This is a genomic window from Bacillus sp. YBWC18, assembly GCF_002998775.1.
GTDB lineage: Bacteria > Bacillota > Bacilli > Bacillales > Bacillaceae > Bacillus.
This window is the reverse complement of the sequence record NZ_PVRI01000004.1, coordinates 91,527-113,243: the sequence shown is the minus strand read 5'-3', so window position 1 is coordinate 113,243 and position 21,717 is coordinate 91,527. Positions and strand designations below refer to the sequence as shown.

Below are 21,717 nucleotides of genomic sequence, written 5' to 3'. Positions count from 1 at the left end.
CTTTTTGTATTAATCATTGATTTGAGAAGGATAAAGCGTCATTCCTCCATCCACAAATAAGGTGGTGCCTGTGATATACGAAGCTTCCTTAGATACGAGGAATGCAGCGGCGGACCCAATCTCCTTCGGTTCGCCAAAGGCTCTCATCGGAATCTTTTCAAGCTGCTTTTGTTTTTTCTGTTCATCCTGCAAATCATCATTCGATTCGGTCGCCATTGTACCTGGAGCAATCGCATTGATCCGAATACCTGCTTCCGCATAATCAAGAGCCAGCGTCTTCGTCATCATATTCATTCCACCTTTGGAAGTGGAATAGTGAACATTGAACGGGCGCGGTATTTCCTGATGGACACTGGATATATTTAAAATGGACCCTTTGATGTCATGCTCCATCATATAGGCGATCGCAGCCTTTGCTCCTAAAAAGGCGCCTGTGATATTGACATCAATGACTTTTTGCCATTGTTCAAGCGTCATCTCATGCGGCATCGCTTCTTCGCCATTAAAGCCTGAATTATTAACGAACACATCTACTGTACCGAAATGCTCCAGTGCTGTATCCATGATGGCTTGAATTCCTTCCTCTTTGGAGACATCTGCGTGTACTTTCACCGCTTGACCTCCGCGCTGCTGAATAGCTTGTACCGTTTCTTCAGCACCATCTTCATCGCCTTTATAGTTTACAACCACATTCATTTGCTCTTGTCCAAATCGTAATGCGATGGCTTGTCCGATTCCTTTTGAAGAACCTGTGACAATGGCTGTTTTTCCTTTTAAATCTTGATACATCTTCATTTCCCCCAATCACGTGCTTCATCTTGTTGATACACAATTGTTACCCATTTTGAAAAAAAGAAAAACACAACCCTCTGCAATCGTTGACTAAGAGGATTGTGCTGTTCATCAAGCTAAAAGGTGTTATAGACATTTTCACATGTTTCACCGGTTGGCTGATAAAAGCAATGCGACTTATACCTTGCCACAAACGGCTGATTGTACCAAGTCGGTGGACAATTTCCAGGCGGTTTAAAATACCAAAGGCTGAATTTTGCCGGCCAAAATCGTTCTCCGTTAATATTCCTCCGCGCTAGTGCTTTTTCCGTTTCTCGTGCTCGTTGATAAAAATAACCATGCGTGACCGCTTCAAATGCATGCTCCTGATAAATCATTTGTGGAATCGTACGCAGCCCTTTAAAGTCAGAGCAGTTGGCACGCAACCGGTTGATGCCCACATTTCCTACGAGCAGCATCCCTTGCTTCCCTTCACCTTCTGCCTCCGCTCTCAGCAGTCTGGCCATTAGATCAATATCAGAGCTTGTCGCTCTTACCACTGCCATACATCCACCTCCATTTCGTTTCTCTTTTATTTTATGTGGTCTTTCTGTGTAGATGACTGCCATTTTGACGGGAAAAGACACATTCAGTGTCGAGAGCCTGTCTAAACACCTCAACATTTTGCTGGACATGTGTCTCTCTGCCAACAACACACAAACCAAGTGATCATACACATAACAGGAAAAAATATTCATTACTATAGACTCATTTACAAGTCATAAAAATCCTTCTAATTGCTACACCTTCGTCAAAAACAGTCATTTGAACCTATTCAATAATCCGACTCAAAACCTTAAAATATAAAATGTTGAGTTTTTACAGGAGATATCAAATCATAATTTACAAGTTTCTCCTCTCAACTTAGTGTCATTTTTACTACTTGAAGCTGTGCAGCCGTTGAAACGCACTGAAGTATTGACAGTACTTTCGCTTCATTCTACAGTAAAAAACATACAGTATTTTTCTTTTTGTGCAAAAAGAACGATATGAACTAAAGCTTTCCAATGAAATTCATCATAAACCCGAGGAGGAAAACATGTCATGTTTAAAAAGAAATTATCCCTGTTTCTTCTGATCTTGTGTGTAACTGTTGTCGCTGCTGCTTGTAGTGGTGGAAAAGAAAAATCAGCTGCGAAAGAAAAAGATACAAAATCCCTTGATGCAGCAGAGGTAAAGGTAGAAAGTGCTGAGTACACATTACCACCTCAATACGATACATCTGTACAGGATGATCAGTATGTACTAAAAGTGAACGTATCTGTAAAAAATATCAGCAAAGAGCCTCTAAATGTTGATAAAAGCAACTTCACGCTTTACCAAGATGACTCACAAGTGTCTACGATCTCTCCAGATGATTACAACGAAGTATTATCTTCAAGCTCTCTAAATGCAGACAAAGTATCAAAAGGCGGTCTTTTCTTTGTTGTTGATAAAGACAAAGACTATCAGCTTGTGTACAATGAGCCAGGCAGTGGTTCTAAAAAAGATGACAAAACACTAGAATTCGATATTAAAGGTAAAGACTTAATGAAAAAAGCAGATACACTTCAAGCATCTGCAAAAGCCCTTTCTTCTTATATTGATGTCATGATTTTTGGTAAGAATAACGACGAGTTCGAAAAACTAACAGGTGATAACAAATCAACCGTTATCAACGAATTTGATAAATCATTCAAACAAGGCTACATCACGTCATCAGGTATTTCTTCTAGCTCAGCGAAGGACGAAAACCTTGATAAGCTTCTAAAAGCTGTAAAAGAAACATTAGCTGAAAAATCAAAAGTATCAACAAAAACAAAAGCCATCAGTGGTGATAAAGCCGTTGTGACTGTGACCCTTACACCAATTGATGCAAGCCCGCTTGTCGATCGTTTAAAAGAAAAGGCGACTGAGTTCTACAGCAAAAACCGTACAGCGTCTTATGATGAAGCACAAAAATATTTACTCTCGATCTACCCAGAAGAGTTCAAAAAATTAGGACCTTCATCTTCTGAAGAAACAGTAGAAGTCAACATGAAGAAAAATGACATCGACCAATGGAAACTTGATTTGAACGATTACAAAACAAGCTCATTAGTTGAAAAATTCATCAAGAACTAATGAAAAACCCCCGGAAAACGGGGGTTTTTCATTTATCGTTTTTTCGGTTGATTCCTATATTTGATTCCGAAATACAGCCAAGAAAGTAAGAAAATTGCGATCCACTTCCACTTGCTGTTCACTATAAATATGGTAGAGGCTGCTACTATCAAAATGATGAGATCAAGCTTTTTTTCAAGTTTTTTATGAGTGAGAATGAAAATGATTAGGAGAAAGGCTATAAAGTTGATCATCGTTATATTCAATTTTCACATCACCTTATTTTCTTAGAAATAGCATGAGATAATGCTAAAACAGGATTCAAGTTTATAAAAGATACGTTCTATTACGAGGGATTTTCTTTTGCAGCTTCATATTCTTTTATCACCTCAACCGGATCAACCGCACCCTCCTCTTGTGCGTATTCCTCTACATAAGGAGTGGTTAATTTCTCAAACCTTTGCTCATCGTCTACTAAAGCAATATAAGTTTCGTATCCTTCAAAATCAGATGGATATAAATGTGCAACGGAACTGCCCGTTTCTAACGCTTCATCTATTGCTTTTCTTAATTCCAATAACCCTTTCCTGTTCCCCAAAATAAACGCTTCAAAATGGTGTGTTTGTTGAGCATATATATTACATAACTCTAGCACATCATCGTCATCTGTTTGATAAGACATACACCAATCACCTCTTTAATCAAATTAGGATAATAATGTAAGTTCTCTTCTGTTATGCCATTTCTTTAACCCGATCGTGAACCTCTTTTATATGAATCTCTGGATATAAAAAAACTTGTAGAATAAATCTACAAGTTTTACTTTCTTTATTTCGCAAGCATCCATTTCTCTTTCATAAACAAGCTTCTCACGATGACAAACAAGATGACGACTGCGAGGGCTGAGGAGCCGAGTGTCAGAGTGATGGACATCGGATCGATGATGCCAAACATCAATTGCTTACACAATGCATGAATATTAAGGAATGGGACAGCAAAGTAGTACGTATCTAGCTGCGTAGCACCTGCTCTCATGGTAAAGAACATTGGGATCACACCTAATGTAATGATCATGGACATGTACGACTGCGCTTCTTTGACTGAGCCTGAAATGACACTGAGTAGCAGTTCAATCATCGATACCATGAATGAGAAGATGATAAGTGCCGCAAACATGACGGCGATAATGCTCCACATTTGATCACCAAAGTTCAGTGCTTGTTTTAGCTTTTCTGTAAAGAGCAGCGTGGATAGAAGCAGCATACCGATTGCTACAATTCCACTTAAAATACCAAACATAGAGACAGCAAGCCATTTTCCTATGAGAATATGAAGTCTGCTGGCAGGTGTCAGGAACAACGCTTCAATGGATTTCCGGTCTTTTTCACCCGCTACAATATCAAGCGCAGCTGGCAAAGCTCCTGAGATAACGGAGGTCACCAAAATCATCGGAAGGAGAATCGACAAAAGCATAGCGGTCATTCCATTTTCCCCTTCATCGCCTTCTTCTACATCAACGGCCTGCACCTGAAATGGATGAATAACAGACGTATTAATTTGATCAGCTGCTAAACGCTTTTCTACGACTTGGTTTTGATACTGCTCCAGTAAGGATTGCAGCATTTGAACCGTTATGACAGAATCATCATCTGTTGTGTACCCATGAATTTTAATCTCAAATGATTTTTGATGCTGAAGCATGTCGTCAGCCTCTTTCGGCATTTCCAGGTAAGCATTCGCCTTCCCTTCTTTGACAGCTTGCTGCGGGTCATCAAATGTTTCAAGCGTGAGGTTTTTGACCTCTTTGATCATTTGATTCATTTCAGTTGGAAGCTTTTCATTGATTGCGACCGTATAGGTTTCATCCCCTGGATCTGCAATCATGCTTTCATAAAAGAACACCAGTCCAAGCATCGTCAAAAGAGGAATCAGCACTGTTAAGAGTAAGGTTTTTCGGTCCCTGAGTGCATCTGTCATTTCTTTTAAAAATACGGTTTTCCACATTATGAAATCCCCCTAGCGAGCTTCGACATAAAGATATAGTTCAAGTCATCACTTTGTTCCTGTGTATATAATTCTGGAAGTGTCCCTTTGTACACAAGCTCTCCTTGATGAATCATCATGACACTGTCACAAAGCTGGCTGACTTCTTCCATGATGTGGCTTGAAAAAAGGATGGTTTTATTTTGCTGCTTGAGCTGATGAATAAAGTCTCTGAAAATATTACTTGATGTGATATCCAAGCCTGTTGTCGGCTCATCAAATAAGATAATGTCAGGATCATGAATCAAGGTTCTGGCAATTGCCACCTTTTGTTTCATTCCTCTTGAGAATCCTTTCACCTTGCGATCCATATATTGTCTCATCCCAAAACGTTTTGCCAGATCCTCTATTCTTGCTTTGATTTCATGCTGGTCTAAGCCATATAATTTGCCAAAGTATTCAAGGTTTTCTCGTGCCGTCAAACGATCGTAAAGCCCTGTCTCACCGCCAAACAAAACACCAATTCGCTTTTTCACTTCAGTTGCTTCTTTCACCGTATCAAAGCCTGCGACAGTGACTGTTCCGTGCGTAGGCTCTAATAATGTGGCTACGGCGCGCAATAATGTGGTTTTTCCTGCACCATTTTCTCCTAAGATGCCAACGACTTCCCCTTCCTTCACGGAGAACGTCATGTGTTTCATTGCTTTCACGACTTTTTTCTTATCTTTAAACCAGCAGCTGCAATCGCTGAGAGTAATCATTTGGTTCGCCCCTTTCAACTTTCTAAGTCTATGATAGAAAAAATAACGCTTCCCTGACATAAAAATGTCGCGAAACGTCCTTTTTCTGTCTTGAAATGATCTATTTTAAAAAAACAAATGGTAAAATAGACAAATAATAAGAAGAGTCACAGGTGATTTTTATGATAAAAGTAGGTCTCGTTGATGATTACCGAATAGATTTAGAAAAGCTGCATGCCATTGTGGGCAGAATGGAGGCTGTAGACATTGTCTTTGTCACGCAGTCAGCAGAGGATGCATATAAGAAGGTCAAACAGGGAGACATTGACCTGTTGTTCGCAGACATTGAAATGCCCGGAATGTCCGGTTATGAATTAGCGGATCTCATTCACTCTCACGCACTGAATGTCGATGTTGTATTTGTGACAGGAAACAGCGGATATGCGGTCCATGCGTTTGATTTAAATGTTCATGATTATATTATGAAGCCCTATCAAGCCGATCGAATTGCCAAATCCTTAGATCGCTATCTGTCCACCAAGCAGGAGAAAAGCATTCATGGACGGCTTCTCATTAAGCAGCAGTCAGATATTCATGTGCTGCAAAAGAAGGATGTCATTTTTGTTGAGCGAACAGGACGGTCAACCACCATTGTCACAACAACAGGAGATATCCAGACATATCAGACATTAAACGAGTTAAAAGGCGATCTGGCTGAAAGAGATTTTATCCGCTCCCACCGATCGTTTATCATCAATATTCATTACATTAAGAACTTCTCGGCGTATGCCAAAAATTCGTTTATCGTGTCTTTTGAAGGTACGGATAAAAAAGCCATGATGACCAAGCAGCAATTAGAATACTTTAAGAAATACTATTTTTAAGGAGAACGAACGTGAACGCTTTCTATCTTGGATTCCGCATGTATGCTCTCATATGGCTAGGTCTTGCATTTCATGCAGCTGTTGAAGCTTTTCTGCCGCTATCATCAGGAGTGCTGTGGCTCCTCACCTTTTGTGTGATTTGTCTTTATACATTCTTCATATACAAAAGGTTTTTGCCTCATGTGAGTGATTATGTGATGCTGGGCGCTTTTGTGCTCTTCACCTGTGCAGGTCTTTCCCTTTTTCTGACGCAAGGAAATGGGCTGAGCTCTCTTTTGGCTTTTATGATCATCATGACAGCAGATATCCTTTCATTGAAGATGATGCAGACGGAGAGACGGTTAAATGGACGGCTTCAAGAGCTGATCAACGCAGAATCAAGAACCAATGAATTACTGCTTGAGCTGCGCAGTAAACATCATGAAACAGCTAGACATTTAAATGCCTTTTCCGCGTCGAACGACGAACATGAGATCAAGGATTTGATTCAGCAATACGTGAAACATTTCCCATGGATTAAAGGAGAAAATGCTTATTTGGCCTCAACCCTGCACCCCTTTTTTGAGCGGGCTGAAAAAGAGGACATTGCCCTTTCACTAGACCTTCAAGCACCTTTTTCATCGCTTCCGTTTTCTAAGGCGGATCAGGTTAGTTTTACTGGCAACCTGCTTGATAATGCCCTAGATGCGGCGATTGAAGCGAAGCAAGCCGGGAACGAGGGAAGCATCTCAATCACGACCTCTATTCGGAGCGGACTCTTTTTAATCCATTGTGAGAACAGCACAAAAGGAATGGAAAAACACGTGTTAGATCATTTGTTCAAAACCTATGGGCGCTCGACAAAAGGCGGCGATCATCAAGGAATGGGGACGTATATCATTCATCAGCTTGTTGAAAAGGCAGACGGTAAACTTGATTTCACTTACCGTTCTCCAAATTTGCGGCTCGTCATCAAAATCCCCCTCACGATGTCATAAAAAAAAGGTGCAGCTAGGCACCTTTTTTATGTTAAGAGAAAATGTGATCAATTTGATTGATTTCCTCTTTTGTTAATTGAACATCGTTTGTTTTTAAGTTTTGCAGAACTTGCTCAGCTCGTTTTGCACCTGGAATAATGGCGTCAATGCCGTCCTGCGCTAAAAGCCAAGCCAGTGCGACGTGTGCCGTTTCGGCGTTCTTTGATTGTGCAATTGCCTTCAGCTTGTCTACTTTTTCGAGGTTTTGAAGGAACGCCTCGCCTTGGAAAAGCGGGTCTTTTGCTCGAATATCATCAAATGTCGCATCCTTCGTAAATTTCCCAGTCAACAGGCCTGACGCCAACGGGAAATAAGGAATAAAGGAAATACGATGCTCGACACAGTATGGGAGAAGATCCTGCTCTGCCTCACGTTTCAGCAGAGAATACTCCGACTGAAGCACGTCTAAGTAGCCATCTCGATTAAAGGCTTGAAGCTGTTCAAAATCAAGGTTTGATGCACCAATTGCCCTGATTTTTCCTTCATCCTTCAATTCCTTTAATGTGCCTGCTACTTCTTCCAGCGGCGTCCGGCCGTCCGGGAAATGCATATAGTATAAATCAATATAATCTGTTTGCAGTCGTTTCAGGCTATTTTCGACCTGCTCTCTTAAAAAGTCCCGGCTGTTATCCAGTTCAATTTGTCCGTTTACTTCTTTATGAGCCCCCTTTGTCGCAAGGACAAGGTTTTCTCTGCCGCCTCTTTTGGCAATGATCTCACCGATCAATTCCTCTGAACGGCCCAGCCCATAAATAAAAGCAGAATCTAAGAAATTGACACCTTGATCAAGAGCCGTCTCCACAAGCTCTCGTCCGGCATCTTCACTCAGGTTCGGGAACAAATTATGTCCACCTACCGCATTCGTACCAAGCCCTATCGGATTCACCTGTAAATCAGTTCGTCCAAGCGTTACCTTTTTCAAAAGCTCATCTCCCTTATCTGCTTAATCATCCTTATTTTCCCATGAATCCTTTTCAACATTCAAGTATCCTGCTCTCTGAAAATTAACATAGCAGGTAGATGCTGAAAAAATGAAGGGACGTATAGTCATCTCTCTGAAAGCATTAACACCTTCACTTCAAGATTTTTACCTAAAAAACATTTAAAACCCATGATAAATCTATAAATTAATTCTTATTAACTAGTATATTAGACTTACAAAATTCCTTTTATTAAAGATTATTGTGTAAATTTCTTTCAAAGATAGGGATTGAAACCTATTCCTCATCATGATTGAATTTCGATAGAATGAATAGTGCAAATCGTCATAAGGAGATTTTCCCCTTTAACACCCGAATATACCATTCTATCTGTTTCTTTTTTCATAGTCAGATAGCGGGAATGAAATGACGAAAGAAAAGCAAAGGAGCATCAACTGTGAATCTAAAAAAAATAAGTGCACTCCTCATGATTTCATTCGTGATGATCATCTCTGCAGCCTGCCAGAGCTCAGCCAAATCAAGCAACGCTGATCAAAAATCAACAAAAACAGCAGAGGTAAAAGTCAATAGCTACGAATATACGTTACCAGAAGACTCAACAACTACGCTAAGAGACAATGAATTAGTGCTAAAAGTCAACCTGACGATTACAAACAAAGGTGACAAAGCTCTTTCATTATATAGCTCTGACTTCTCCCTTTATCAGGACGATGCCAAAGTATCTGATTTAAAATTTTACGGCAGTAAAGACCGCCTTGACCTCGGTTCATTGAACAAAGGCAAATCACAATCAGGTGCTCTTTATTTCCTAGTAGATAAAGGGAAAAAATATCAGTTCGTGTACCAAGACAGCATCAAGAAAAACAGTGATTCGATCGAAATCAACCTAGATGGAAACAAAATACTGGATACAGCGAAAAAGCTGGATAACCCTGCAAAGGCGCTATCCGCTTATACCGATATGATTGTCTTTGACAAAAAGAACGATCAATTTGCCAATTTAACAGGTGACAACCAATCGGATGTCGTCAATAAATACCACGAAATGTTTGTCAAAGACTTCAAAAGAAGTGCCGGCATGTACGGAAATGAAGTAAGTGACCGTGATATTCTGTCTATGTATAAACGCATTCAAAACACCATGAAGGATAAAGCCAAAGTAGAAACAAGTGTGAAAACCATCTCTGATGACGAGGCGAAGGTTGTCGCTCAAGTAACAGGCATTGATGCTTCTAACTTAAAAGACAAGCTAGACAAGCAAAGAGACGAGTTTTACAACGGCAAGATCCGCTCTAAAGAAGAATTGTACAAGAAAAGCTTAGACATGTACGCGTCTGAATTCGAGAAGCTTCCCCCAGTCTCCAGCCCAGCTGAATACGAAGTGAAAATGAAACGTAATGGGGATGGTCAGTGGAAAATTGACCTCAACGATTATAATACATCGCAGTACATGAGCGGGTTTATTAAAACAAGATAAGCATCAACAAAAAAGACGCTGGCCCATGAAGGTGCCGCGTCTTTTCTATTATGCTATACAGTCGCCTCTTGCTCTTCTTTCACCGCTTTTTCAATATCTTTAAAACGGCTCGATACTGTAGACGCACTAATGCCATACTTTTTCGCTATTTGCGATTGAGAAAGCGGGGCATCGCTTGCAAGTGAATGAATGTAATATTCGATTCCCGCAGCAAATGATGCTGCTTTACGGATCACAGGTGATTTCTGATCACAATAGGCTTTCCACACAGTTAAAGCGCCATCTGTCAGGCTTTGATCACCGTGTTCCTTCATTCCGTCTTCAATCAGCTTAGCTGTTTCCAGCTGAACGTCACTTGCCCAGTCCATACGATCTGCTGATAGACCAGTATCGCCTTCTGTTTGAGCAGATGTTTCTGATTCTTCTACTTCTTGCTTCGCAAACATGCACTTCAGCACGTCAGGGAATGATTCTCTCATAAATGTGCTGCGCGTTCCTCCATTTGCCTCATATGCTTCAACAAGCTGACGAACCTGAAGAAGAAGCGTATCTGTAAACTCTTTTGCAAACATCGTATATTGAATGAAAAACTCTGCTTTTTCTTCAAATTGAACAGGGAATCCAAGCACGAGACTTCCTTTTTCAGGCAAGACTGTTTGATCCGGTTTTACATCTACTTCAACCTTCTCAGCTGTCACCATATTCTCAAAGTAAAGAGACTCGTCCGTTTTTTCATTTAATAAAAGCAAAGATGGTTCCATGTTTGTCCATGATTGAACCACTTGTTTTGTTTTCGGACGGGTAATATCCTCTGCTTTCTTTGTCAGAAATTCTTGGAAGATGGTTTCTTTCTGATCCGTTAATGGACGGAAGAAAATGCCCCATACACTCAAATGGAAAACTGAAATTTGTTGCGTTTCTTTATCCATATCTGCAAGGAAAGAAAACTCATTAATGAATTGATTGATGGCTCTCTGATGCTTAGAGAAAGCATAATTCATTAAATCCTTTTGAACTTGTACAGCTTCCTTAAACACAAGCTCAGACGTTTGTTCTCCGCCTGACTTTTGACCACAGCAATGTTTATATTTTTTTCCGCTTCCGCATGGGCAGAGCGCATTTCGTTTAATTTTTCCCAAAATAAAACCTCCGACATTCTAGTCTAACCTCACTATTTTAACAAACGATTGCACAGGAGAGTTTTATTTTCAAGAAAAAAGAAAAATCAGAATGATCAGTTAAATAACAAAGATACATAAAGATCACGACAGATCATAGGAATAGCGGTCTTTTTCTGTTTATTTTCTCCAATCATTCCAACAGATTTTCTTCAGCTCATTCCCTCAAATAACTGCTTTGCTTCAAAATAAAAGATTTGAACAAACTTCTTCGTATTGACTCTGCCCGTCGATCCTGCGGATGAAGAGGTCTTCTGCATCTCTTTCATTCTTTGGCTGACATCGGTAAAGTCAAAAAACTTCGACGCATAGTGCTCAAATTTAGGATTCGAAAAATCTGTTAATCCTAGTGAAGCAAAATGATTCAAGGAATGATGAATAGCGCGTCTAATCCGCTGCTCTGCCGCTTTCACTTCTCTCATCACTTCGACATCGGTTGCCCCATCATCCAGCTTCCTCTCCGCTGTTTTGATAAAGAGTTGCTTTAGCGGCGGGAAATTGACCTCATGAGAATTGGCTGACTGTGTTTCATGTAAGTAGATCAGGATCTCTAGTAAATCCTTAGATCCGCTCTCTCCAACAATTCCCAGTTCGGATAAGAGGAATTCCCCCGCCTCTTTCATCGTCCTTTTCTTCAATCCAGTACCCGTTGTATCATGAGAAATCACAGGCTCTAACGGCAGCACATGGCGAAGGGAAGCTTGAATATCGTAAATCGATTTCTCAAGCTTGATCCGCTCCATGACTTTTCGAATCACACTGACAATCTCAATTCGATTGACAGGTTTATGAATATAATACTCGATCCCTAATTCATAGGCTTCTGCCATCATCTCTTTCGCCTCTACTTGGGAAATCATCATGATTTTACCTTTGAATTCAGGGTGAATATGACGTATGGTTTGAATGCCATCTCTAGCAGGCATTAAAAGGTCAATCAGAAGGATGTCTATTTTTTTTAGGTTCAATGAATGTGCTTCTAATCCAACTCCGTCATCGGCTTCATCCACGACCTCTCCCAAATCTTCATCCTCAATGATTTGTCCTAAAATCGAGCGTATTGCACGATCATCATCTGCAATGAAAAACCGCATACACTCACCCTCTCTGTATTAAATTTTGTATAGGAAGGATTAGCTGAAAAGCTGTTCCCTTTGTTTCTCTTTGTTCGATTTTAATTTGACCGCCAAGCTCTTTAACCAGCTCTTTCACATAGGATAATCCAATCCCAGTTGATGGTGTTCCATATGCATCAAATTTAGAAGTATAGCCTGGATCAAATACAATTTCTCTCATTTTTTCAGGAATCCCCGGGCCATCATCTTCAATCCGAATCTCTATTTTATCATGACTTCCTTTTAATACGAGTGAGATCATTCCAGTATCCTTTATGGCTTCAACCGCATTTGCCATTAAATTATTAATCAGCGATAAGAAAATGAACACATGGTAATCATGCAAATGAATGCCCCTTATATCAGATGTAAAAGAGATGTTTTTTCCTAGAGATAACGCATATTTCTCTTGAATGCGGATGACAATCTGAACTAGCTCTTCAGCCTTCATATAGTCTTGCATATTTTCCTTAGAAATTAGCTTCGAAAGACCAGCATAAATACGCTGATTGTCCTTTTTCACTTCATGGATTTCTCCTGCGAGCTTCAACAGCTCCTGACTCACTTTCTTGCCTGCTTCGTGTTCATGCAGCAGACGATAAAGTCTGTATGATTCTTGCGTAATATGCTCTGTATGTTTTAACGTTTTCTTTAAATGAACCGTTTCTTCATATAAATTTGAAATGACCATCATCATATGCTCATTTTGTTTCATGATCTGCTTCTCTCTTGATTGTGCCTCATACAGCTTCATCATATTAAAAAAGCTGATCACCACAAAGCTGTGAGCAAACGCAATGAGAAACATATCACTCAGCTTTGATAATGTCATCGTCGTATCAAACACTAAAAATTGTACAAACAGCTCAACAAAATCAGCTACTAATTCGATCATGAGACCAATGATCCCAATAAAAATAGAGCGCTGTTTAAAACGTCCCGTACGGACGGCAAAAAACAGGAAAGCATATGTAAAATAGAAGAAGAAACTTGGGAATTGCTGATAAAATGATGCAGCCAGTCCAGCATTATGCTGAATCAGATCTAAGCCTACTCGAAAAAGCACAATGGCTGCGCCTGTTAAAAACCCAGGCAAAAACGGTCTAGATTTCCTTAAGAGTAATAAACAAAAGAAAAACGCAGGTGCGCCAAAGCTGATCCGGAACATCTCATTCACAGGATAAAACTTCAGTTCTCCTGCAAGCGGCACAATAACCACCATAAAAATTAAAATGAATGCGTCTTTTTTGACAAGCTGGTTTAAACTCAAATGACTGACATCCCTTCCCCTTTTTGCATAGCCACAGTATACAAGGAGACTCTTTTCTTCACAATGTGCAAAAAAATAATTTTCACGGCTCCTTCTTTCCCCAAAATCCTTTTTTATGACTATTCTCCGAGACGGCATGGTGACCTTTCAGCTATTCAGCGTTTTGGTGATTGTCTACAATAATGGGAATTGTTTAGACAATCATCGACAAACCGATTTTTATTTGTAAGTTTTTCTGTAGATTTTCGTCAGATTGTGTAGTTTCCAAGATAAATTGAATGAACAATTTTAGTGAAACTATATGTAAGCGTTTTCTGAGTTTTCACTAAAAACCCTTTTTGTTTTTTCGCCGCCAAAGCCTTCAATTGAACATATATTTAGGTGTAAAGGAGTGGTACAAGCAGCGCATGACAAGTTCTTTGAAGATGTGTAACATGTTTTCGTGCCTAGTTGATCGCATTTTTTGTCATCCGCCAATTCAATAGGGTACTTTTTGATTTTTGATTGGAGGAATCGTATGAAAACAGCAATTTCTAATAATACACAACACGCATGCCAGTCTTCTGTTGATCAATGGGCAGAAGAAATACGTCCGTATTACAAAAATGGACAGAATGCTGGCTACATTCCAGCACTCGGAAAAGTGAATTCCTCTCAACTTGGTATCAGCGTGATAGGCCCAGATGGATCATCTGTACGATATGGTGATTGGGACGTTCCCTTTACCCTGCAAAGTATCTCAAAAGTCATCAGCTTTATAGCTGCCTGTTTAGGAAGAGGCGTTCCTTACGTCTTGGATCGGGTAGATGTAGAGCCAACTGGTGATGCATTTAATTCCATCTACCGTCTTGAGATGCATAAACCAGGGAAGCCCTTTAATCCAATGATTAATGCTGGAGCTATTACCGTATCCTCCATCCTTCCCGGAAAGACTTCTACAGAAAAGCTAGCATATATTTTCGGTTTAATCGAAAACTTAATAGGAAAGCGTCCATCTGTTAATGAAGAGGTTTATCAATCAGAATGGGCAACTGCGCACCGCAACCGTGCTCTTGCTTATTACTTAAAAGAAACCAATTACTTAGAATCAGATGTCGAGGACACATTAGAAGTGTATTTAAAGCAATGTTCCATCGAGGTCACAACTGAGGACATCGCCTTGATTGGACTAATTATTTCAAGTGATGGCTACCATCCCTTTAAACAAGTCCAAGTCATCCCAAAAGATATCGCAAGACTAACAAAGGCATTGATGCTGACATGCGGCATGTATAATGCATCAGGTAATTTTGCTGCTTTCGTAGGCGTACCAGCCAAAAGTGGTGTGTCTGGAGGAATTATGGCTTGCGTTCCGCCAAGCGCAAGAAGAGAATTCCCGTTTCAGACAGGCTGTGGAATCGGTATTTATGGTCCCGCCATTGACGATTGTGGAAATAGTATTACCGGTGTCATGATGCTGAAAAAGCTCGCCAAAGAGTGGGATCTCAGTATTTTTTAAAGAAATAGGATGAATTAGAAGAGGTGATGTTATGAATGGTTTATTAACAACAACAAATGGTTTTCTATGGTCATATATTATTGTTGCACTATTAATTCTTGTCGGCCTTTATTTCACATTCAGGTCTCGTTTCCTTCAAGTGCGTATGCTTAAGGAAATGGTGATCGTTCTGAAAGAAGGAACAAATAAACAAAAATCTGGCGTATCACCATTCCAAGCCTTTGCTATTAGTATGGCGGCTCGGGTTGGAACTGGGAACATTACTGGGATTGCGATCGCAATTGCCATGGGTGGTCCTGGCGCTATTTTTTGGATGTGGATCCTAGCCATTATCGGTTCCGCGTCAAGCTTTGTTGAAAGTACGCTTGCCCAAGTGTATAAAGTAAAAGATGCATCAGGCTTTCGCGGTGGTCCCGCTTACTATATTGAAAGAGGCTTAAAGAAACGCTGGATGGGGATTTTGTTTGCTGTATTAATCACCATTTCTTTCGGTATTGTCTTTAATGCTGTACAGTCGAACACCATTACCATTGCTTTTGAAAATTCATTTGGCACAAATCGTTTGGTCGTAGGCGTCATTATGGCTATTGGATTTAGTATCATCATTTTCGGCGGGGTCAAAACGATTGCCAAGATGGCAGAATACATTGTGGTCTTCTTAGCTGTCGCTTATATTGGTATTGCTCTTTTTGTCATGATTACAAACATTACTGAACTGCCTGGTGTTGTCCATACTATTATTTCACATGCATTCGGTATTGAGCAGTTTGCAGGTGGTACGATGGGTGCCGTCATTATGGAAGGAATCAAACGGGGTCTATTCTCAAACGAAGCTGGGATGGGTAGCGCACCAAACGCTGCTGCAGCTGCCGTGACGAGCCACCCTGTAAAGCAAGGACTGATTCAAGCATTTGGTGTCTTAATTGATACCCTGATTATTTGTACAAGTACTGCCTTTATCGTCCTTTTCTCAAGTGCATATAAAACGACAAAATTAACAGGTATTGAGCTCACTCAAGCATCTTTGAGTGAACACATCGGTCCTTGGGCTTCTGGTGTTCTTGCCATTATGGTTTTCTTATTTGCGTTTAGTACGCTGATCGGGAATTATTACTATGGTGAAACGAACATTGAGTTCCTTAAATCAAGCAAAGCATGGTTGATTGGATACCGTATTGCGGTAATTGTCATGGTTTTATTCGGTGCTGTAGCAAGTGTTCCTTTTGTTTGGAATCTTGCCGACCTGTTTATGGGGTTAATGGTCATCGTCAACCTCATTGCCATTACCATGCTGTCTAAAGTCGCCTTTGCAGCATTAAAGGATTATTCACGGCAGAAAAAAGAGGGGAAAGATCCAGTCTTTTATAAAAATGCCGTTCCAAACAATGAGAACATTGAATGCTGGGACGACGAACCTGCTTCGTTGAAAAAGAATCATATCGGATAAATCACAAAAGCTCTGGTCGTCTGACCAGAGCTTTTTTCTTTAGTTCAAAAATTCGAGTATGAGTTTGTTCACCACTTCTGGCTTTTCATGATTGATCCAATGAGATGCATCATCGACAAAAATCAGCTGACCATTTGGGCAAATCTTCATCGATTCCTTCGCCAGCTTTCTGCTTAAAAACTTGTCCTCCATCCCCCAGATCATGCGAACAGGTACTAAAATGCGTTTAGATATCGGCTTTTCAAAGCCGCCTTTTTTGATGGCACGATACCAATTCAGCATTGAGGTCATGGCACCCGGCTGCGTCCAAGCCAGCTTATATCTTGATACATCTTCTTTTGTAAATAGGTGTGGTCGTGCAGACAGCCCAATGGCTTCATCCAGCCGTTGGTAGTGATTTTCTTGAAGTGCTACCTCTGGCACATTCGGAAGCTGAAAGAAAGCGATATAGGAGCTTTTCTTCCACTGCGGGGGATAAAACGGAAGAACCTTCATCATGACCCGCGGATGCGGCATGTTGACAATGATTAATTTCTCTACATATTGAGAACGTGTGGATGCCAAATGCCAAGCAACTGCTCCGCCCCAATCATGACCACCCACAATCGCCTTTTGATTCGGACTAAGCGTCTTAATCAGCCCTACGATATCATCTCTCAGTTGATCTAATACGTAGGATTCGATTCCTTCTGGCTTATCACTTAGATGGTAGCCCCTTTGATCAGGAACGACGACACGATAGCCTGCCTCAGCGAGGGGCATGATTTGGTTCTTCCAGCCGTACCAGAACTCAGGAAACCCGTGCAGCAGTACAAGCAGCGGGCCATCCTCAGGTCCAGCCATTGCTGTGTGAAGTGTTACACCATTTGTTTGGATCGATTGAAATTCAATTTGCTCCATCCCTTTGCCACCCTTCTCCTTGTTCTTTTATTCTTCCAACATAGCATATTTTCCATTTTTCAGAAAATAAAAACACTCCCAAAAAAACCTTCACAATAGTGAAGGTCTTAGAATTTTGACCAAGGATCCTTGAACAGCGAATTGGTGCCTTATTGCGAAAGAAACAGAGAAGATATGTATTTGTGCTAAATGACTAAATAACTAAAAAAGCAGACTCTAATCAGTCTGCTTTTTTTACGATTTTTATTTATCTAGAGAATATTTTTCTATTGCTTCTTTTGGAGATATTTCTTCATCAAATGAAAGATAACGACAATACACTTCACTTAAGTGAAGTGGTTCTTCTTCTAAATTGTCTACAAGTTCAAATATATCTAGGATTGCTACTAATTTTTTTGTTGTTTGTCCGTAATCCCCATTTCCAAATGTTTCTTCTGGAAAACTTTTTTCTATAATTTTTTTAACTTCATCTTGATCTTTTGCTTTAATTAATACGATTCTTTCTTCAAATATCTTATCAGGTCTAACTTTGGGAGACGGTATGGATTCAAACAATAATTTTGCTGAAAAGAGATCATACATAGATTTATCACCTTTTAATTATTTTCAGAGGATACTAAATCATTTGGGTTAATCATAATATTTTCGTTTTCTGTTGCCTTTGCTGGTGCTTGTAAAACAAAAGTAAATACAGATAGTGCTAGTAGTGTGGGTATTATTTTTTTGATCAAGTCCAATACTCCTTATAGTTTATTAGAAATTCAATTGAATAACAAATTATATATTATATTACATTAATTGGATATTCAATAGATTTTAAGGTAAATATAAGGGAATTGTTTTTTGAGGTTGCTGTGTCCACAATCATTTTTTATTTTTATATCATTGCATGATCTTTATTTAGCTCTTTGTCTTCATCTATTTCATATAATTCAGCACCCAGATCAACCCATTTTTGCGGTCCTGTACTTGTCCGTGAAGTGCGCCAAAGAACGTATCCTGTAATTCGACCAGTACATCTCCATCAGCTTCTAGCGCTTCATATACAGCCTTTAGTTCTTCTTCATTGTCAAACTGCATAATCAATCTGAGATGTTCGGGCTTTGGTGTGCGGCCAAACGTATCTGAAAAGTGAAGCAATGATTCTCCAAGGTGAAGTTCCGCATGCAGCACACGGTCTTGATGTTCATTTAAAATATGAATATCTCCGCCAAAAATTCCTTGATAATATTGAAGAGATTCCTTCACATCGTCTACCACAATATAAGGACTAACGCTAATCATACCCTTCATCCTCCTCTTGTTTCCGTCCATCTTCTCTTTTATAGCTTATCCCAAATCGTATGAAAAAAGGCACAAATCGTCAACGGATTTGCACCTTTTTCTCATGAAGATTTCGCTAATTCACTATGTTTGTTTGAATACGCTGCGTACATGACGACACCGATTAACAGCCAAACTCCAAAGTAAAGCCACGTCCGGCCTGGTAAGTTGAGCATAAGGAACAAGCAGCAGCCCATTGAAATAATCGGCAAGACCGGCACAAATGGAACCCGGAATCCCCTCTCAAGCTGCTGATGTGTCTTTCTCAAAATGAGCACAGATAAACTCACCATTGCAAACGTCAATAAAGCACCGATATTCGCTAAATTCGACAAGTCCTTTAAATCAATAAACCCTGAAATAACAGCTGTCATGCCGCCAATCATCCATATGCTTGCAACAGGCGTATCGCTTTTGTTTGTTTTCGAAAACACTTTAGGCAAAAGACCGTCTCGGCCCATCGCATAGGCAATTCGAGTTGCTGCATAATTATTGGCGAAAATCACAGCCATCAATCCAATGACCGCACCGACAGAAATAATACCGGCTACGCTATTTTGATGTACACTTTGCAGCACATAGGACATAGCCTCTGTGACATTCAGTTTTGTATAGTGCACCATACCTGTCATGATCAAACAAACGACAATGTAAATGATCGTGCAAATGAGTAATGAGCCGATAATACCAATCGGCAGATTCCGCTGCGGATTTTTTACCTCTTCCGCAGAAGCAGAAATCGCATCAAATCCTAAAAAGGCAAAAAACACAGCAGCAGCACCGGCAATGACGCCTTCTGCACCAAATGGCATAAACGGCTGCCAATTGGATGGCTGTACATAAAACCCGCCCACTACAATGAAAAGAACAATAATACCGAGTTTCACAAACACCATGATATTATTGAATTTTTTACTTTCCTTCGTTCCTCTAGATAAGATCCACGCAATCAGTAAGGCAATGATAATGGCTGGCAGATTCATGTATCCGCCTTGTTCTGGCCCCGCTAAAAATTGATGGGGAATCGAAATGCCAAACCCCTCAAGCAAGCTGTTGAAATAACTCGACCAGCCACTGGCGACAGCTGAAGCAGTCAGCATATAAACGGACAATAAAGTCCATCCCATCAGATGCCCGACAAGCTCACCCATCGTTGTATATGAATAAATGTACGCACTGCCGAATACAGGCAGCGCTGAAGCCATTTCTGCATAGCAAAGTGCTGCCAAACTGCACACAATCGCTGCAATGGCAAAGGAGAAAATGACAGCCGGTCCTGCATCCTTAGCCGCTGTAATTCCGGTTAACACCATGACCCCCGTGCCGATCACTGCCCCTATACCCAGGAGCGTGAGATCGAGCCCGCCCAGCGTTCTCTTTACCTTTTGCTGCCTGCTCTGTTCTAACAAATCGTGAATGTGTTTCTTACGAAGAATATGTCGCAAACCCTTTCCCTCCAAAACGTTAGAAAAACAAAAAATCATTCAAATTTCATTATAGCAGAATAGGTACTACGCATTCACAACCAATTCACGTAAATCTTTCTTCATGATTTTACCAAGCTTGTTTTTTGGCAGCTCCTGTGTGAAATGAATGGAGGGCACTTTGTAATCTGCCAAACGTTCCTGGCAATAGTTCACCACATCTTCTTCGCAGAAATCGAAGGATTCGTCTTTTACGATATACGCACTTGGCACTTCCCCATATAATTCGTCCGGTACCCCGATGACAGCTGACTCAATCACACCTGGAATTTGTTCAATAATCTCTTCTACTTGGTCAGGATAGATATTATCCCCGCCGTACAGAATCACATCTTTGTATCTGCCTGTGATGAAAAGAAAACCGTCTTTATCTAGATAGCCTGCATCCCCCATATGGAACCAGCCATCTTTCAGCACTTTCTCTGTAGCGTCAGGCTGATGATAGTAGCCTAGGAAATAAAATGGACTTCTCATAACGACTTCGCCAATTTCTCCAGCTGGCAATGTCTCCTCTGTCTCAGGGTGCACGATTTTCACTTCTACATCCGGATCCACTTTACCTGCAGAGCCCATTTTATCCTCGCCCATCGCTGGATGCCACGCACTCACAACCCATGCTTCCGTACTTCCATAGCCATGCATCATCTGAATGCCTGCTTCTTTGTAATCTTTAATTAAGCGTACCGGCACCTTCGTACCGCCAGAAATCGCAATTTCAAAAGATGAGAGATCGTACGAACCGCGTTTCATTTCTTCTAGCATGTACGTGTAAGCTGATGGGAAAGCCATCATGAACGTAATTCTTTCTTTCTCAATCGTTTCTAAAATGCGTTTCGGTGTTGCATCATGTAAGAAGACAAGCGTATACCCTTCAATCGCAGCTGCGATCAGATGATTAATTGAACTCATATGATACAGCGGATGACTCGCCAAGTACCGTTTTCCTTTCAGATCAAATCCTCGATTCCCATGTCTTGTTAAAAATTGATAAATTCGTCCATGCCCGACCATACAGCCCTTTGGATTGCCCGTTGTTCCAGAAGTGAATAAAATCATCGCTAAATCCTCTTCTGATACCTCATCAGCAAGATGACTTCCATCATTTGAAGCCAAAATGTCTTCAAACAGCTGGGTTGTTTTCGCATTGGCACCGGATTCCACCATCAGACAATCTTCTAAAGACACATTCACTGCCGCAATGATGTCACGGAATTCACGGTCAAAAAATAAAGCCTTTGGCTCTGCTTTTTTCAAAATACCTTCCAGCTCAAAAGAAGTAAGCTGCCAGCTAAGCGGAACTGCGACTGCACCTGCTTTGATGGCTGCCAGCATAATCGTTGAAAAGTGATGATGGTTTTGACAAATAAAGCAAACGCGGTCTCCTTTTCGAATCCCCTTTTGATATAAGTAATGAGCGAGCTGGTCAATGCGTTTTGCATATTCTTCAAATGTATAAGACACACCCCCGCCAGTTACCGCTTCAATTTGTGAAGAGCGTTCCATTCTGTCGTTAAGTAATGCCTGTAAAGTATTCAATATCTTCATCTC

General features: G+C 40.5%; 21 protein-coding genes. 6 read left to right on the top strand and 15 right to left on the bottom strand.

What is annotated here, in order from left to right:
* Positions 1–9: 9 nt before the first annotated feature.
* Entirely contained in the window at positions 10–789 is a 780-nt protein-coding gene (locus tag C6348_RS12525) for a glucose 1-dehydrogenase (RefSeq protein WP_034664255.1), read from the bottom strand.
* Between the two features lie 119 nt (positions 790–908).
* Entirely contained in the window at positions 909–1,337 is a 429-nt protein-coding gene (locus C6348_RS12520) for a cell wall hydrolase (protein ID WP_034664257.1), read from the bottom strand.
* Positions 1,338–1,875: 538 nt separating this feature from the next.
* Between C6348_RS12520 and C6348_RS12515 the strand changes: the two genes are divergently transcribed.
* A complete protein-coding gene (locus C6348_RS12515) occupies positions 1,876–2,934 on the top strand; it encodes a DUF4352 domain-containing protein (protein WP_106043349.1) in 1,059 nt (352 codons plus the stop codon).
* Between the two features lie 325 nt (positions 2,935–3,259).
* Here C6348_RS12515 and C6348_RS12505 read toward each other — a convergent pair whose 3' ends face one another.
* From C6348_RS12505 to C6348_RS12495, 3 genes are all read right to left on the bottom strand, one after another.
* Positions 3,260–3,595 carry a hypothetical protein gene (locus C6348_RS12505; RefSeq protein ID WP_106043347.1) on the bottom strand — a complete coding sequence of 112 codons (336 nt, stop codon included), beginning with the start codon at positions 3,593–3,595 and terminating at the stop codon, positions 3,260–3,262.
* Positions 3,596–3,741: 146 nt separating this feature from the next.
* Positions 3,742–4,917 carry an ABC transporter permease gene (locus C6348_RS12500; protein WP_106043345.1) on the bottom strand — a complete coding sequence of 392 codons (1,176 nt, stop codon included), beginning with the start codon at positions 4,915–4,917 and terminating at the stop codon, positions 3,742–3,744.
* A complete protein-coding gene (locus tag C6348_RS12495) occupies positions 4,917–5,657 on the bottom strand; it encodes an ATP-binding cassette domain-containing protein (RefSeq protein ID WP_024427223.1) in 741 nt (246 codons plus the stop codon). Before C6348_RS12495 ends, C6348_RS12500 begins: the two co-directional genes overlap by 1 nt.
* A gap of 161 nt (positions 5,658–5,818) precedes the next feature.
* Between C6348_RS12495 and C6348_RS12490 the strand changes: the two genes are divergently transcribed.
* Entirely contained in the window at positions 5,819–6,520 is a 702-nt protein-coding gene (locus C6348_RS12490) for a LytR/AlgR family response regulator transcription factor (RefSeq protein WP_106043343.1), read from the top strand.
* A gap of 11 nt (positions 6,521–6,531) precedes the next feature.
* Entirely contained in the window at positions 6,532–7,497 is a 966-nt protein-coding gene (locus tag C6348_RS12485) for an ATP-binding protein (protein ID WP_106043341.1), read from the top strand.
* A 31-nt stretch (positions 7,498–7,528) separates the two neighbouring features.
* Here C6348_RS12485 and C6348_RS12480 read toward each other — a convergent pair whose 3' ends face one another.
* Entirely contained in the window at positions 7,529–8,458 is a 930-nt protein-coding gene (locus tag C6348_RS12480) for an aldo/keto reductase (protein ID WP_060595468.1), read from the bottom strand.
* A gap of 455 nt (positions 8,459–8,913) precedes the next feature.
* On the opposite strand from C6348_RS12480, the gene C6348_RS12475 reads away from it, so the two are divergent.
* A complete protein-coding gene (locus C6348_RS12475; RefSeq protein WP_106043339.1) occupies positions 8,914–9,954 on the top strand; it encodes a DUF4352 domain-containing protein in 1,041 nt (346 codons plus the stop codon).
* A gap of 53 nt (positions 9,955–10,007) precedes the next feature.
* Here C6348_RS12475 and C6348_RS12470 read toward each other — a convergent pair whose 3' ends face one another.
* The 3 genes from C6348_RS12470 to C6348_RS12460 form a co-directional block, all read right to left on the bottom strand.
* Positions 10,008–11,093, bottom strand: coding sequence for an SEC-C metal-binding domain-containing protein (locus C6348_RS12470; RefSeq protein ID WP_106043337.1), 1,086 nt, complete (start codon positions 11,091–11,093; stop codon positions 10,008–10,010).
* A 191-nt stretch (positions 11,094–11,284) separates the two neighbouring features.
* Complete coding sequence (locus C6348_RS12465) at positions 11,285–12,226, bottom strand: response regulator (protein WP_106043335.1); 942 nt, start codon at positions 12,224–12,226, stop codon at positions 11,285–11,287.
* A gap of 4 nt (positions 12,227–12,230) precedes the next feature.
* Positions 12,231–13,517, bottom strand: a complete 1,287-nt coding sequence (locus tag C6348_RS12460) for an ATP-binding protein (RefSeq protein ID WP_106043333.1) — start codon at positions 13,515–13,517, stop codon at positions 12,231–12,233.
* Positions 13,518–14,034: 517 nt separating this feature from the next.
* Between C6348_RS12460 and C6348_RS12455 the strand changes: the two genes are divergently transcribed.
* Complete coding sequence (locus C6348_RS12455) at positions 14,035–15,015, top strand: glutaminase (RefSeq protein WP_106043331.1); 981 nt, start codon at positions 14,035–14,037, stop codon at positions 15,013–15,015.
* A gap of 31 nt (positions 15,016–15,046) precedes the next feature.
* Positions 15,047–16,462 (top strand): alanine/glycine:cation symporter family protein, encoded by a 1,416-nt coding sequence (locus C6348_RS12450; RefSeq protein WP_060595463.1) that lies wholly within the window; start codon positions 15,047–15,049, stop codon positions 16,460–16,462.
* A gap of 39 nt (positions 16,463–16,501) precedes the next feature.
* Here the strand turns inward: C6348_RS12450 and C6348_RS12445 are convergent, their stop codons facing one another.
* The 6 genes from C6348_RS12445 to C6348_RS12425 form a co-directional block, all read right to left on the bottom strand.
* Positions 16,502–17,362 (bottom strand): alpha/beta fold hydrolase, encoded by an 861-nt coding sequence (locus C6348_RS12445; RefSeq protein WP_106043329.1) that lies wholly within the window; start codon positions 17,360–17,362, stop codon positions 16,502–16,504.
* Between the two features lie 243 nt (positions 17,363–17,605).
* The gene (locus C6348_RS12440; protein WP_034664284.1) at positions 17,606–17,944 is read right to left on the bottom strand and encodes a DUF4288 domain-containing protein; all 339 of its coding nucleotides are present in this window, start codon (positions 17,942–17,944) and stop codon (positions 17,606–17,608) included.
* A 14-nt stretch (positions 17,945–17,958) separates the two neighbouring features.
* On the bottom strand, positions 17,959–18,093 hold the full coding sequence (locus C6348_RS19175) for a hypothetical protein (protein ID WP_262982733.1): 135 nt from the start codon (positions 18,091–18,093) through the stop codon (positions 17,959–17,961).
* A gap of 187 nt (positions 18,094–18,280) precedes the next feature.
* Complete coding sequence (locus C6348_RS12435) at positions 18,281–18,646, bottom strand: VOC family protein (RefSeq protein WP_058015219.1); 366 nt, start codon at positions 18,644–18,646, stop codon at positions 18,281–18,283.
* Positions 18,647–18,747: 101 nt separating this feature from the next.
* Positions 18,748–20,130 (bottom strand): amino acid permease, encoded by a 1,383-nt coding sequence (locus C6348_RS12430; RefSeq protein ID WP_106031967.1) that lies wholly within the window; start codon positions 20,128–20,130, stop codon positions 18,748–18,750.
* 66 nt (positions 20,131–20,196) lie between these two features.
* Positions 20,197–21,705, bottom strand: coding sequence for a class I adenylate-forming enzyme family protein (locus C6348_RS12425; protein WP_106043327.1), 1,509 nt, complete (start codon positions 21,703–21,705; stop codon positions 20,197–20,199).
* Positions 21,706–21,717: the final 12 nt, after the last annotated feature.

Coding starts and splice junctions, on each gene's coding strand:
- C6348_RS12525 (WP_034664255.1), bottom strand. CDS start 789: ATGTATCAAGATTTAAAAGGAAAAACAGCCATTGTCACAGGTTCTTCA.
- C6348_RS12520 (WP_034664257.1), bottom strand. CDS start 1,337: ATGGCAGTGGTAAGAGCGACAAGCTCTGATATTGATCTAATGGCCAGA.
- C6348_RS12515 (WP_106043349.1), top strand. CDS start 1,876: ATGTTTAAAAAGAAATTATCCCTGTTTCTTCTGATCTTGTGTGTAACT.
- C6348_RS12505 (WP_106043347.1), bottom strand. CDS start 3,595: ATGTCTTATCAAACAGATGACGATGATGTGCTAGAGTTATGTAATATA.
- C6348_RS12500 (WP_106043345.1), bottom strand. CDS start 4,917: ATGTGGAAAACCGTATTTTTAAAAGAAATGACAGATGCACTCAGGGAC.
- C6348_RS12495 (WP_024427223.1), bottom strand. CDS start 5,657: ATGATTACTCTCAGCGATTGCAGCTGCTGGTTTAAAGATAAGAAAAAA.
- C6348_RS12490 (WP_106043343.1), top strand. CDS start 5,819: ATGATAAAAGTAGGTCTCGTTGATGATTACCGAATAGATTTAGAAAAG.
- C6348_RS12465 (WP_106043335.1), bottom strand. CDS start 12,226: ATGCGGTTTTTCATTGCAGATGATGATCGTGCAATACGCTCGATTTTA.
- C6348_RS12455 (WP_106043331.1), top strand. CDS start 14,035: ATGAAAACAGCAATTTCTAATAATACACAACACGCATGCCAGTCTTCT.
- C6348_RS12450 (WP_060595463.1), top strand. CDS start 15,047: ATGAATGGTTTATTAACAACAACAAATGGTTTTCTATGGTCATATATT.
- C6348_RS12445 (WP_106043329.1), bottom strand. CDS start 17,362: ATGGAGCAAATTGAATTTCAATCGATCCAAACAAATGGTGTAACACTT.
- C6348_RS12440 (WP_034664284.1), bottom strand. CDS start 17,944: ATGTATGATCTCTTTTCAGCAAAATTATTGTTTGAATCCATACCGTCT.
- C6348_RS12435 (WP_058015219.1), bottom strand. CDS start 18,646: ATGATTAGCGTTAGTCCTTATATTGTGGTAGACGATGTGAAGGAATCT.